At 60.7% G+C, this 13,676-nt stretch carries 12 protein-coding genes and 1 pseudogene; 11 read left to right on the top strand and 2 right to left on the bottom strand.

Going from position 1 to position 13,676, the window contains the following annotated elements:
* Positions 1–12: 12 nt before the first annotated feature.
* A complete protein-coding gene (locus DCO57_RS16790; protein ID WP_116700068.1) occupies positions 13–1,176 on the bottom strand; it encodes an amidase in 1,164 nt (387 codons plus the stop codon).
* A 28-nt stretch (positions 1,177–1,204) separates the two neighbouring features.
* Positions 1,205–1,936, bottom strand: a complete 732-nt coding sequence (locus DCO57_RS16785; RefSeq protein ID WP_116700067.1) for an FCD domain-containing protein — start codon at positions 1,934–1,936, stop codon at positions 1,205–1,207.
* A 386-nt stretch (positions 1,937–2,322) separates the two neighbouring features.
* Here DCO57_RS16785 and DCO57_RS16780 point away from each other — a divergent pair, with 386 nt between their 5' ends.
* The 11 genes and pseudogenes from DCO57_RS16780 to DCO57_RS16730 form a co-directional block, all read left to right on the top strand.
* Complete coding sequence (locus DCO57_RS16780) at positions 2,323–3,936, top strand: ABC transporter substrate-binding protein (protein ID WP_116700066.1); 1,614 nt, start codon at positions 2,323–2,325, stop codon at positions 3,934–3,936.
* A 125-nt stretch (positions 3,937–4,061) separates the two neighbouring features.
* On the top strand, positions 4,062–5,015 hold the full coding sequence (locus DCO57_RS16775; RefSeq protein ID WP_116700065.1) for an ABC transporter permease: 954 nt from the start codon (positions 4,062–4,064) through the stop codon (positions 5,013–5,015).
* A 2-nt stretch (positions 5,016–5,017) separates the two neighbouring features.
* Positions 5,018–5,905, top strand: coding sequence for an ABC transporter permease (locus DCO57_RS16770; RefSeq protein ID WP_116700064.1), 888 nt, complete (start codon positions 5,018–5,020; stop codon positions 5,903–5,905).
* Positions 5,892–6,941: an oligopeptide/dipeptide ABC transporter ATP-binding protein gene (locus DCO57_RS16765; protein WP_116700063.1), complete on the top strand. Its 1,050-nt coding sequence runs from the start codon at positions 5,892–5,894 to the stop codon at positions 6,939–6,941. Before DCO57_RS16770 ends, DCO57_RS16765 begins: the two co-directional genes overlap by 14 nt.
* Before the next feature lie 2 nt (positions 6,942–6,943).
* Positions 6,944–7,912 (top strand): ABC transporter ATP-binding protein, encoded by a 969-nt coding sequence (locus DCO57_RS16760; RefSeq protein WP_165814773.1) that lies wholly within the window; start codon positions 6,944–6,946, stop codon positions 7,910–7,912.
* 376 nt (positions 7,913–8,288) lie between these two features.
* Entirely contained in the window at positions 8,289–9,011 is a 723-nt protein-coding gene (locus DCO57_RS16755; protein WP_116700061.1) for a GntR family transcriptional regulator, read from the top strand.
* A gap of 246 nt (positions 9,012–9,257) precedes the next feature.
* Entirely contained in the window at positions 9,258–10,319 is a 1,062-nt protein-coding gene (dctP, locus tag DCO57_RS16750; RefSeq protein ID WP_116700060.1) for a TRAP transporter substrate-binding protein DctP, read from the top strand.
* A 20-nt stretch (positions 10,320–10,339) separates the two neighbouring features.
* Positions 10,340–10,855, top strand: coding sequence for a TRAP transporter small permease subunit (locus DCO57_RS16745; protein WP_116700059.1), 516 nt, complete (start codon positions 10,340–10,342; stop codon positions 10,853–10,855).
* Between the two features lie 4 nt (positions 10,856–10,859).
* Complete coding sequence (locus DCO57_RS16740) at positions 10,860–12,173, top strand: TRAP transporter large permease subunit (RefSeq protein WP_116700058.1); 1,314 nt, start codon at positions 10,860–10,862, stop codon at positions 12,171–12,173.
* A 92-nt stretch (positions 12,174–12,265) separates the two neighbouring features.
* Positions 12,266–13,225, top strand: coding sequence for a dihydrodipicolinate synthase family protein (locus tag DCO57_RS16735; RefSeq protein ID WP_116700057.1), 960 nt, complete (start codon positions 12,266–12,268; stop codon positions 13,223–13,225).
* Positions 13,226–13,375: 150 nt separating this feature from the next.
* A pseudogene (locus tag DCO57_RS16730) lies at positions 13,376–13,653 on the top strand (transposase); the annotation flags it as partial.
* Positions 13,654–13,676 lie beyond the last annotated feature (23 nt).

Here is a 13,676-nt window from a genome sequence, read left to right as displayed (position 1 = left end):
TGCCGTTGCGCTTCAGAGCAATCCGGCCAGGGCCAGCAAATCCTGATCACGCATTCGCGCACCGACAAGCGACAGTCCTGCCGGCGCGTCTTCGATCAGCGCGCCCGGGATCGTCAATTCCGGAAAGCCGTTCAAGCCGGAGATGCTGGTAATGCACATGATGGCCTTTCTCGCCGCATTCAGGTCCTCTTCACTTGCCGACGTCCTGGGCGCGGGGCCTGGCGCGGTCGGCAGCAGGAGAACTGTGCGCTCACGCATGCCTGTGTCCATTGCCTCCCGGATAGCCTCCCGGGTGGCGGCCGCGCTTTCGAATTCCGCCTTGCTGATCCGGCTGGCCATATCGAGGCGCTCGGCCACACCGGGTCCGAAATGTGCGGCGGCCGATGAAACCCAGGGACCGACCGTTTGCCAGACTTCAAAAGCCTGATGAATGCGAAAGGTCTCGAACCACTGCTCCAGAGGGGGGCCCGGCAAGGGGGTCGTCTTTACGGGAGCAACCAGTGCTTCCAGACGGCTTATCATCGGCTTGAATGCTTCCAGGGCGTCGGCACTCAGCCCGGACCAGACCGTAGACGGCATCCATAGCCGCAAGGGGAGTTCCCCTTGCGCGGCGTCTGCTCCCAGGGCGGCACTGACACGTGTCATCACATCCAGATCGCGCGCGAACCAGCCGGGAACGTCAAAGCTGGGTGCCAGAGGCAATAATCCGTCTGACGAAATCCTGCCGTGGCTGGTGCGAAGCCCGTAGAGACCGCAGAACGAGGCCGGAATTCGCACGGACCCGCCGGTATCGCTGCCAAGGCTGAAGTCCACCAGACCGGCCGCAACCGAGGCAGCGGACCCGGAAGAGGAGCCGCCGGGAACCCGGTCGGCGGCAGCGCTGTTCACCGGCGTGCCGAAATGCGTGTTCGCGCCGATTATGCTGTACGCGAGCTCATCCATATGCGTAAAGCCGGCAAGCGACGCGCCTGCCTTGAGACACATGTCGAGGCATACGGCGGATTTTTCCGCCGGTCCGTGACTTGCCTTCCAGGTCGGATTGCCGTTCGACGCCACCCGCCCTGCGAACTCGTAATTTTCCTTGGCAGCGAAGGTCAAACCGTCAAGCGGTCCCGACGCGGCTTTGACCGGCTCCAGGAGGAGCTCGGAAAATGCGTACACGTTATCCTCTATCATTCAGGTCGGCTCCCCTGCCACGGTTGTTTCAGCTCAGATCAAGATCGCAACGACGCGCCGCCGCGCGGATATGGGTTCGCAGCGCCTCACAGGCGTCTGCACAGCGTCCCGCTTCCAGCGCCTCGACGATGGCCAGATGTTCTCGCGCGGTATCCCGGACGCGTTCAACGATGACCATCGGCACCCACTGGCTGTCCTGCATCGCCTTCGACAAATGGCTGCGGATGTCCAGAAAGATGCGATTGCCGCAATATTCAAAGATAATGTCGTGAAAGGCAGTGTCCTGCTCTGCTGCTTCCACCGCGTTGCCCTGGCGCGCCGCGGTCATCAGGGACTCTGCATGACCGCGCAGACGCCGGAGTGCGTCGCTGGTCAGTCTTGAAAAGGCCAGCGCAAGGGCATCGGGTTCAAAGCCCACTCGAAACTGGTAAACTTCGCGGAGACCATAGCCCTTGTGGAACTGCCAGAAATCGGCTGGCCGCTTGCCACCGGTCGCCGCCACGAACAGCCCTTTGCGGCCCTCCACGCGAATGATCCCGAGCGTCTCGAGCATGGAGACACCCTCACGAACGGAGGGACGGGATGCCTTCAGCAGGCTCGCAAGCTCACGCTGTGACGGCAAGGCGTCGCCCGGTTTCAGCTCGCGATCGGTGACCATCTGCTGAATTGCCTTGGCAACGCGCGCCGGCACGGTGGCTTCCCGTTCGGAGCCCTCGGCGTGGTTCGATGCATTCTCACTCGATGACGTCAAATTGGACATTTTGTGCTCAAATTTTGACCTTGCGCGTTTATTAGTCTGTTTTACGCTGAACTGGTCAGACCAGAAAATCTGGTAGCTGATAAATCGCTTTCCGGCAAGGAGAAACTGGAAAAGCTATTGATATAATTGATCTTTTTGGCTGGACCGATGAATTCGGGCCTGCTTTCGAGGTCGTGGCGGAGATGCCACACACTGACTGACTGGCAGGTTCGGGACCCAGGTCCGCTGCCCAACTCAAACAACAACCGGCCTCCGGCAAAACCAGCGCGGAAGGATCGGACCAGGGGCCAGAACTGGCTTTGCGGGGAAACGTTTCGAGAACACCGTTCAACCTGCTGTCGGCCGCTCGACTGCAGTCAGCTGACTTTGAAAGAAGGACATCAGCAATGGCACTACGAAACCTGAGGGGCGCCGCATTGGCGGCCCTGTCAATCGCCGCGCTCGCGACAGCGTCTTTCGACGCCTGGGCCGCAGGCACGCTCCGTGTCGGCATGACGGCGTCGGATATCCCTCTCACCACCGGTCAAACCGACCAGGGCGGTGAAGGCATGCGTTTCATGGGCTACACGGTTTATGATTCCCTGATCGAATGGGACCTGACAAGTGCCGACAAGCCGTCAATGCTGATCCCCGGCCTCGCGACCGAGTGGGCGGTGGATCCTGACGACAACACCAAATGGACGTTCAAGATCCGCGAAGGCGTGACCTTCCATGATGGCAGCCCGTTCACGGCGCATGATGTGGTGTGGAACTTCGACAAGCTTCTGCTGCCCGACAGCGAGCAATATGATCCGCGGCAGTCTGCCCAGGGCAAGTCGCGCATTCCTGCCGTTGCCTCCTACAAGGCCATCGATGATTTCACACTTGAAATCACAACCAAGACTCCGGATGCGACCCTTCCTTACCAGCTTGCCTGGATCCTGATGTCTTCCAAGGCCAATTGGGAAGCTCTCGGCAAGGACTGGGAAGAAGTTGCCAAGGCACCGTCAGGCACGGGCCCATGGAAGCTGACGGGTTTCGTGCCTCGTGAGCGCGCAGAACTCGTCCCGAACGAAGATTATTGGGATTCAAGCCGCGTGCCGCAGCTCGACAAGATGGTCCTGATGCCTCTGCCCGAGCCCAACGCACGGACCGCCGCACTCCTGTCAGGGCAGGTCGACTGGATCGAAGCTCCGGCTCCCGACACAATTCCGGCTCTGACGGGCAACGGGATGGAAATCGTCTCCAATGCCTATCCGCACAACTGGACATGGCATCTGTCGCGTCTGGAAGGTTCGCCCTGGAACGATATCCGCGTCCGCAAGGCAGCGAATCTGGCGATCGACCGTGAGGGCTTGAAAGAGCTTCTCGGCGGCCTTGCGATCCCGGCGAAAGGGTTCCTTCCGCCTGCGAGCCAGTGGTTCGGCGAACCGACCTTTGAAGTGAAATATGATCCCGAGGCTGCCAAGGCTTTGTTGGCGGAAGCGGGCATCAGCACGGAAAACCCGATCAAGGTCAAAGCCCTGATCTCTCCGTCAGGGTCCGGCCAGATGCTGCCGCTGCCGATGAATGAATACGTTCAGCAGAGTTTGGCCGAAGTGGGCATCGACGTTGAATTCATGGTCGTGGAATGGAACCAGATGATCAATCTGTGGCGTGCAGGCGCCGCTGATCCGAGCGTTGATGGCTCCCAGTCGATCAATTTCACCTACTTCATTCAGGATCCTTTCACCGGCCTGATCCGGCACCTTTCCTGCGACCTGATCGCACCGAACGGTACCAATTGGGGCCATTACTGCGATCCGGAAATGCAGAGCCTGTTCGATCAGATCAAGACGACATTCGATCCGGAAGCCCAGAATGCGGTGCTGCGCAAAACCCATGAGAAATATGTCAATGACGCATTGTTCCTCATGGTCACCCATGACGTGGCGCCCCGTGCGATGAGCCCGAAGGTCAAGGGCTTTGTCCAGGCCCAGAACTGGTACCAGAACTTCTCCGGCATCACGATCGAAGAATAGAAAACCCGGAGTTCGCAGGGCTGCCCTGCGGACTCCTCACAATATTGTGTCGCGACACGTCGCCCGCGAGGTCAGTGCCGTTTGCTGACCAGTAGCCCGAAGCCAGAAACACACGGTCGCCCCATATGTTTGCATATCTCATACGCCGGCTGGTCTATGTCCTTCCTGTCGCCATCGGCGTCAGCATCATCTGCTTCCTGCTGGTACACATCGCTCCCGGCGATCCGCTGACGGCAATCATGCCGGTCGATGCCACGCAGGAAGAACAGGCGGCTATGCGCTCTGCCTATGGGCTCGACAAGCCCCTGCCTGTCCAATACGCGATCTGGATCGGCAAGGCGGTAACAGGAGATCTCGGCAAGTCCATCGCCACCGGGCGTCCTGTCGCTCAGGAGGTCTTCTCCGCCGTCAAGAATTCACTTCTGCTCGCATTCACGGCGAGCGTGATTGCTTTTCCGATAGGCCTTCTGCTCGGTTTCATCGCCGGGTACTACAGAGACACGATCATTGACCGGCTGGTCACGGCCTGCGCCATCACGGGCGTCTCGGTGCCCAATTACTGGCTCGGCATCGTGTTCGTCATCGTGTTTTCCGTCCAGCTTGGCTGGCTCCCTTCCATGGGCGCAGGCCCGGGCGGGTCGGGTCAATGGGCCTGGGATTACGCCCATATTCGTCATCTGATTCTGCCTTCGGTCACTCTGGCCGTCGTTCCGATCGGCATCGTCGCCCGGACCGTACGGGCGCTGGTCGGGGATATTTTCTCCATGGATTTCGTTCAGGCTCTCTATGCCAAGGGGATGCGCCACGGTGACGTTCTTCGTCATGTGATCCGCAACGCGGCCCCGACGGCCCTGTCGGTTATGGGGCTGCAGCTCGGCTACCTCCTGGGCGGGTCGATCCTGATCGAGACCGTTTTCAACTGGCCCGGTTCGGGCTTTCTCCTGTCCAATGCGATCTTTCAGCGCGACCTGCCTCTCCTGCAGGGAACGATCCTCGTGCTTGCCCTGTTCTTTGTTTCCATGAATCTGATCGTCGACGTGGCACAGGCCGCCATCGATCCACGCATCAAGAGGTCCTGACCATGACCGCCATTGCAGATACGGCCGAGGTTTCGGAACCTGTTCGAAAGGCGCCTGGCTACTGGGCTGGCGTGCTCAAGCGTTTCTCGAAGGATCCGGTCGCCGTCACATGCACGGTTATCGTTGTCCTGCTGATCCTGGCTGCGATCTTTGCGCCCTATCTGGGCCTCAACGATCCCTACAAGGCCAGCATGATCAACCGGTTGAAGCCCATCGGCTATCCGGGCTTTCCGCTTGGCACCGACGAACAGGGGCGCGACATGCTGGCCCGTCTGATCTACGGCGGCCGCCTCACGCTTTTTGTCGGCCTGGTGCCCGTCGTTCTGGCTTTCTTCATCGGCTCCACCCTCGGTCTGGTGGCGGGCTATGTCGGAGGTTGGGTCAACACAATGATCATGCGCACGGTCGATGTTTTCTTCGCTTTCCCGTCCGTGCTTCTGGCCATTGCCATCTCGAGCGCCCTGGGGGCCGGGATCGTGAACAGTCTTGTGTCCCTGACGATCGTCTTCATTCCGCCGATCGCCCGTGTGGCTGAAAGTGCCACCGCAAGTGTCAGGTCGCTGGACTATATAGACGCCGCGAGGGCCACGGGCGGCAGTGCCCTGACCATCATTCGTGTCCATGTCATCGGGAACGTCCTCGGGCCGATCTTCGTCTATGCCACCAGCCTGACAAGCGTGTGCATGATCCTAGCGGCCGGTCTGTCATTCCTGGGCATCGGCGTGCGTCCGCCCGAACCTGAATGGGGGCTGATGCTCAACACCCTGCGCACGGCGATCTACATCAATCCGTGGATCGCCGCCCTGCCGGGCATGATGATCTTCATCACGTCTCTTTGCCTAAATCTTCTCAGCGATGGTCTTCGGAGTGCAATGAATGTCAAAGACTGAAGCCAGCCTCAGCACAGCTGATCGCGGTGGCCCGCATCAGCCTCTGATCATCGCGAAGGATCTGAAGAAGCACTTTCCGATCCGCTCCGGCCTGCTCAATCGCAAGACAGCGACAGTTCATGCTGTCGATGGCGTCTCGTTTGAGGTTCACAAGGGAGAAACCCTCGGTATTGTGGGGGAAAGCGGCTGCGGCAAGTCCACTACAGCCCGCCTGTTGATCGGCTTGATCGAGCTGGACGAGGGCTCGATCATCTTCGATGGTGACGCCCTTGGGGCGGACATCAAGCTGAAGGAGCTGCGCCGTGGCGTTCAGATGGTGTTCCAGGACAGCTACGCGTCCCTCAATCCGCGCCTGACCATCGTGGACTCCATCGCCTTCGGCCCGAAGATCCATGGCCATGCGGATCCATCCGGCGTCGCAAGGGATCTGATGGAAAAGGTTGGCCTGGATCCTGAACGCTTTGCGGAGCGCTATCCTCACGAACTGTCCGGCGGCCAGCGTCAGCGGGTCAATATAGCCCGGGCGCTCGCGCTTTCCCCGCGGCTGGTCATTCTCGATGAGGCCGTATCGGCACTCGACAAGTCCGTGGAAGCCCAGGTTCTGAACCTCCTGAACGACCTCAAGGAAGAACTTGGTCTCACCTATGTGTTTATCTCCCACGACCTCAACGTGGTCCGCTACATCTCCGACCGGGTGCTGGTGATGTATCTGGGGGAAGTGGTTGAGATCGGTCCGGCCGAAACCATCTACGCGAAACAGGCCCATCCCTACACCGCGTCCCTGTTCGCCGCCATGCCGTCCATGGATCCGGATCATCGCACAGAGGAACCGCCGCTTGCCGGCGATCCGCCAAACCCGATCGATCCTCCCACGGGCTGCCGGTTCCACACCCGCTGCCGCTTTGCCGAAGACATTTGCGCGCAGAAAAAGCCGAAACTCAGTGTCATCGGCGATGTCCCGGAACATCTGGCCGCCTGCCACATTCAGGATCCTGCTTCCGGGCACAGCCAGGCATTGAAGGAGGCTGCGGAATGAGCGTGACCCCACTGGTCGAGTTCGAAAATCTCACGGTGCGGTTCAGGGGCGAACGCACCGTTCATGCGATCAACGGCCTGAACCTTTCGCTGCAGCCGGGAGAAATGCTTGCTCTTTTGGGCGAGTCCGGCTCGGGCAAGAGCGTGACTCTGAAGACCCTGCTGCGCCTGCTGCCACCGAGGCGCAGCGAACTGGAAGGCGGGATCCGTGTCAATGGCACCGATGTCATGAGCCTTTCGGGGCAGGCCCTGGCCAACCACCGCGGCGGCGACGTTTCCATGATCTTTCAGGAGCCCGCGCTGGCTTTGGATCCCGTTTACACGGTCGGAGAGCAGATCGCGGAAACCGTCATGCGCCACAAGGGTGTCAGTCGTAGCGCGGCCATGGACGTGGCGCTGGACATGTTGACCAGGGTGCGCATTCCCTCGCCGGAACGCCGCCTGAAAAACTATCCGCACGAGATGTCCGGAGGCATGCGTCAACGGGCAATGATTGCACTGGCCCTGTCCTGTCGTCCGAAACTCCTGCTGGCCGATGAGCCGACAACGGCTCTGGACGCGACGGTCCAGATCCAGATCCTGCTCTTGCTGCGCGAGTTGCAGCAGGAATTCGGCATGGGCGTCATCTTCGTCACCCACGACATCGGCGTTGCCGTTGAAGTCTCGGACCGGATCGCGGTCATGTATGCCGGCAACCTGGTGGAGACCGGCTCGACGGCCGATGTGATCAAGGATCCGAGACATCCCTACACCAAGGGGCTTCTGGCGGCGAACCTGCATGGGGCCGTGAAGGGCCAGCGCCTGGACGCCATTCCGGGCTCTCCACCGGCCCTGGAGAGGGCGCCGGACGCCTGTTCCTTTGCCGAACGTTGCTCCCATGCAACCGACCGCTGCCGCAGCGCCTTGCCGCCTGTGGTGAATGTCTCCGGTCAGCATCAGGTCACCTGTGTCCTGGAGGCGGAGAACGTATGATCTGCGCTGCCGAATGACCGGTAGGTGAAGCGCGGAATCCTCACTGGCTTTCTGCCCGATCCAGCTCCTCTGACGACATGAGGGACACGGCAATGCCGGACGCGCCGTGTTCCGCGCGCATGGGGAACAGGTCCTGTTTGCGGGAGATGTCGATACGGACCTGGCTTCCCGGATGTCCATACCCCTGAGGCGGCTCAGTTCACGGTGTGCGGAGCCACCGGCAGGATCGGCAAAATCCGGTCTTTGTCCTGCGCGCAGCGCTATGGAACCTGAAGCCAACGAATTGTGGTCAATTCGTCGCGGGAGCGGGTTTTAGTCGACAGAGTGTTTTTTTGTTGCTCTTTTCCGGGAAGGAAAACGACACGGAGACCGTGCGATGGCGGCAAAGGCAAAGGACGAAACCGAAACGGGCGGCGCGAAGCCGAAACGCGGGCTTGGCGTTTCCACGGTGCTGGAAACGCTGCGCCGGGAAATTCTCGAGCTGAAGCTTGCGCCCGGCAGCCCGATCGACGAGACCGAGCTTTCCCAGCGCTTCAAGATGTCCCGCACGCCGATCCGCGAGGCGTTGATCAAGCTTGCCAACGACGGGCTGGTGGTGACCCTGCCGAACCGGGCGACCATCGTCGCACCGCTCGACTTTCTGGAGCTGCCGAGCTTCTACGATGCCCTGACGCTGATGTACCGCGTGACGACGCGCCTTGCGGCCCAAAACCGGACGCAGGACGAGGTCGCCGTCATCCGGGACCTGCAGGCACAGTATTCCGACGCGGTCGCCGACAAGGACGTCTACCGGATGATCGAGGTCAACCGGTACTTTCATTCGGCCATCGCGAAGGCCGGCAAGAACCGCTACTACACGGAGCTTTTCGAACGGCTCCTGGATGAGGGGCGGCGGTTGCTGCGCTTCTACTATTCCTCCTTCAACGACGAATTGCCGGCTGCCTATCTGGACGAGCACGAGGAAATGGTCCGCGCGATCGAGGCCGGAGATGTCGGCGCCGCCGATCGTATCGCCGGGCAGCATGCCGACCAGATCGTCCGCCAGATCCAGAGCTACATCGTCGATGACAGACGGCTGAACGCGGAAATCTCGCTGTAGCGGCGTTCCTCCCGTCACTCGGATACCCGTAAAAGAAACCGGCTCAGGCCGGTTTTTTGTTGTTTTTCAGTACATTACTCGCCTGCGCGTTCTTTGTATATTTTTTAAATTTTTCTTGTCGACATAAAATATATTTTGACCTAGGTTCGAATTGCTAAGCATTTCCCGTCCGGAAGCCACCCCAGGCTGGACGGCCCTTCCAGAGCGCGGACGTAAGAATTCCGTGCGTCAGACAGGAGAACAACAATGTTCGATCGATTGAAGGCATGGGGGCTCGCAGCCACTCTGCTGACAGCTGCAATGCCCGCGGCGGCCCAGGACATTACCTGGCAGATTCCCACCTCGGTTCCCGAAGGCTCCCCCTACTTCGTGAATTTCGTCGAGCGGTTCGCCGACAATGTCGACGTCCTGACCCAGGGTCGGGTCAAGATCGAGCCGTTCGGGGCCGGCATCCTGGTCCCGGCGCTTCAGGTCTATGAAGGTGTCAGTAACGGGGTGATCCAGGCCGGGCATTCGACGCCGAGCTATCTCGTCAACCAGGATCCGATCAATGCGGTGTTCGCCGGGTTCCCGGGCGGCATGGGCCCGGAAGCCTATATCACCTGGATCTACGAGGACGGCGGCAAGGAAGCCCTCTACGACCTGCGCGCGAAAGAAGGCTTCAAGAGCCTGATCGTCGGCATCGGCTCCTCCGAAATCATGGCGCACTCCAACGTGCCGGTGCGTACCGCGGAGGATCTGAAAGGTCTCAAGTACCGCACGTCCGGCCCATGGGCCGAAGTCATGAGCGAATATTTCGGCGCAGTGCCAACCGTGGTTCCGCCGGGAGAAATCTACACGCTTCTGCAGCGCAAGGGCGTTGACCTGATCGAATGGGGCCCGCCGTCCGGAAACCTGCCGGAAGGTTTCCATGAAGCCGCGAAATACATCATCGTTCCCGGTGTCCATCAGCCGACCTTCCTGTGGGAAGTCGTCCTGAAACAGGAAACCTGGGATGCCGTCGACGACGACCTGAAGCCCCTGATCGAGAAGGCGGCCGACCTGACAACCATGCAGGCGCTGCTGAACTTCTATTCCGAAGACGTCAAGGCGCTCGCGACCTACCAGAACGGCAAGAACGAGATCATCACGCTCGACCCGGAATTCGTGACTGAATTGTCCGCAGCCGGCAAGGACTGGATCACCAAGAAGGCGGCGAGCGAAAAGGAAGCCGGCAAGCCTGAAATGTCCGCACTTCTTGCCGACTACATGACGTTCCTGGATCGCTGGTCTGCCGAAAGCAGCTACCTGATCCGGAACCAGAACTGAGCTGGCGGGAGGCGGCCGGTATGTCAGGGTTGTTCAAAACAGTCGATGTCTTTTCGAAGGCGCTTTCCCTTGTCGCAGAGGCTGTGACCCTCATCCTGGTCGTCTCCATGATCTACGAAGTCGCGGCGCGCTATGTCTTTAGCGCGCCGACGATCTGGGCCTTCGACATTTCATACATGTGCACGGGCACCCTGTTCGTTCTGGGGGCGGCCTACGCCCTTCGGGAAGATGCCCATGTCAGGATCGACTTCCTTGCGCAGAAGCTCCCTGACCGCCTGCGGCAGATCATCGAGGGAACCGTCTTCGTGATACTGCTGACGCCAATCTACGGCGGCCTGTCGTGGTTTGCCATCAAGCGGGCCTGGCGCGCCTATGCCACGATGGAAGTCGAGATGGTCAGCCCCTGGGCGCCGCTGATGTGGCCTTTCTATTCCTTGCTGGCTGTCGGTCTCCTGGCCTTCACGCTGCAGATCCTCGTCCATGGCCTGCGTACTTTCGGCGGCACGGCGGGCAAAGAATTCAAGCTGAAGGCCTGACCCGATGTCCGTTGCGCTACTGATGTTCCCACTGCTGTTCCTGCTGGTCCTGACAGGGATTCCGATTGCCCTGTCGCTGACCATCGTTTCCGCGGGGGCCGGCTACATGGTCTTCGGGCCGAATGTCTTTGCCCAGCTTTACGGCTCCTTTTATTCGGCAGCGACGAATTTCATTCTCGCCGCCATCCCGATGTTCGTTCTGATGGGGGCGGTCCTGGAGCGCTCCGGCATCGCCGAGCGGCTCTTCAAGGTGATGCAGATCTGGATGGGCCGGCTCCCCGGAGGCCTCGCCATCGCGACCATCGCCATGGGCGCCATTTTCGCGGCGGCTGCCGGCGTCGTCGGCGCCGTGGAAGTCATGATCGGCATGATGGCCATCCCGGCCATGCAGAAGTTCCGGTATTCCAACAGCCTGATCTCCGGCACGATCTGCGCCGGCGGCTCGCTCGGCACCATGATCCCGCCATCGGTGATCGCGGTCATGTATGCCTCGCTGGCCCAGATGTCCGTCGGTGAACTCCTTGCCGGCATGATGCTGCCCGGCCTGTTGATGGTGGTGTTGTTCATCGCCTATCTGATGCTGCACGGCCTCCTCTGGCCGCCGGAAAAGATCGAGGACCGCTCCGAGGCCGACACGATGCCTCTGGGCGAAAAACTGCGCCTGACGGTCACGTCGCTCGTGCCCATTTGCGCGCTGATCTTCACCGTGCTGGGCTCGCTTCTGGCCGGCATCGCCTCGCCGACCGAAGCCGCCTCGGTCGGAGCCGTCGGCGCGCTCGTCCTTTGTGTGGTCTATGGCCGCTTTTCTCTGGCAATGCTGCGGGAGTCCCTGCAGATCACCGTGCGCATCTCGGCGATGATCCTGCTGATCGTGGCGGCCGGCACCATGTTCATGGGTACATTCGCCGCAAATGGCGGTTCCCGCCTCATCCGCTCGGCGGTGGAGAACATCGGCCTGGGGGACGCAGGCATCATCGTCTTCTTCCTGATCATCGTCTTCCTGCTTGGCTTCGTGCTCGACTGGACCGCGAACGTCCTGATCTGCGTGCCTCTCTTCACGCCCGTCATCCGCCAGGCGGGCATCGATCCGGTGTGGTTCGGGACCATGGTGATCGTGGTGATCCAGACCAGCTACCTGACGCCGCCAATGGCCTCTTCAATCTTTTATCTGAAGTCCATCGCTCCGCCGGACATGACCTACGGGCAGATGTGCCGCGGTGTGGTGCCTTTCATTTTCCTGCAGCTCGCCACACTCGCGCTGGTCGTTCTCTTCCCGGCGCTGGCGACCTGGCTGCCGGACCAGATCGTCGGCTTCTGACACTGACGCGGCCGCACAGACCATAACAATCGCCGGTCAGACACCCGCGCCGAACGTCCGCGGTTCTCCGGCAAACACAACTAGGACCTAAAATGGCAGTACAAACCTTTTCCGGCTGCATGCCCGCCCTGATGACCCCCTGCAAGGCGGACCGGACCCCGGACTTTGATGCCCTGGTGAAGAAGGGCACGGAGATGATCGAGGCGGGCATGTCCGCGGTGATCTATTGCGGATCCATGGGCGACTGGCCGCTGCTGACAGACGACCAGCGCAAGGAAGGTGTCGCCCGGCTCGTCGCGGCCGGCGTCCCGACCATCGTCGGCACGGGGGCCATCAACACCGCCAGTGCCGTGGGTCTCACGGCCCATGCGGCGGATGTCGGTGCGCAGGGGCTGATGGTCATCCCCCGGGTTCTGTCGCGCGGCACGTCCGCCATCGCCCAGAAAGCGCATTTCAAGGCGATCCTGACCGCGGCCCGGGATCTTCCCGCCGTCATCTACAACAGCCCTTACTACGGGTTCTCGACGCGCGCCGATCTCTTCTTCGAACTGCGGAAAGAGCATTCCAACCTGGTGGGCTTCAAGGAATTCGGCGGGGCCGAGGACCTGCGCTACGCGGCCGAGAATATCACCTCCCGCAGCGAGGACATCTCGCTCATGATCGGTGTCGACACGAATGTCTTCCACGGCTTCGTCAATTGCGGAGCCAATGGCGCCATCACCGGTATCGGCAATGCCTTGCCGAAGGAAGTGCTGCACCTGACCCGGCTTTGCCAACTGGCGGCGGCAGGAGATGCGCAGGCGCGCGTCAAGGCGCAGGAACTGGACGAAGCACTCCATGTCCTGTCCACCTTCGACGAAGGAGCGGACCTTGTGCTCTTCTACAAGCGCCTGATGGTACTGACCGGGGACGACGCCTACGAGCTGCACTTCAACGAAACCGACGCCCTGAGCGATGCGCAACGCAACTATCTCGACGCACAATATGCGCTCTTCCGGTCGTGGTACGCCGACTGGAGCCGGCAGCCCGGTATCGTCAGCGAAACCCTGTAGATGCAATGCATTTCGGCCAGGGTCTGGACCTGACGCAAGACGTCGCTGACCGGTTCCCGATCCAGGCCGCTTGATCACAGTGGTGCGCATTTGCCGGGCCGGGAAAATCCGGCCCGTCACCTGGGAAACTGTCGAAAGGTCTGCACCGACGAAAATGGTCCGGAAAACGTCAGTGCCGCCCTGCAAATATGGGCTTCAAGACGTGGGATCGGCTTGGAATACATCCTGCCCGGCAAACCGCAACGGAACGCCTATGTCGAGCGCTACAACCGACCGTCCGCCATGAATGGCTCGGACAATACATATTCGAAACGATCGAGGAGGCACAGGACCACGCCACGCGCTGGCTATGGACATACAACAACGAGCGGCCCAACATGGCCATCGGCGGCATCACACCCGCAATGAAACTGAAAACAGCGGCCTGAAGTCCAGTTTTAAAACCCGCCAA

The sequence above is a fragment of the Labrenzia sp. 011 genome (assembly GCF_003075075.1).
Lineage (GTDB): Bacteria > Pseudomonadota > Alphaproteobacteria > Rhizobiales > Stappiaceae > Roseibium.
The sequence above is the reverse complement of the archived record's forward strand: the minus strand, read 5'-3'. Positions and strand labels throughout refer to the sequence as shown.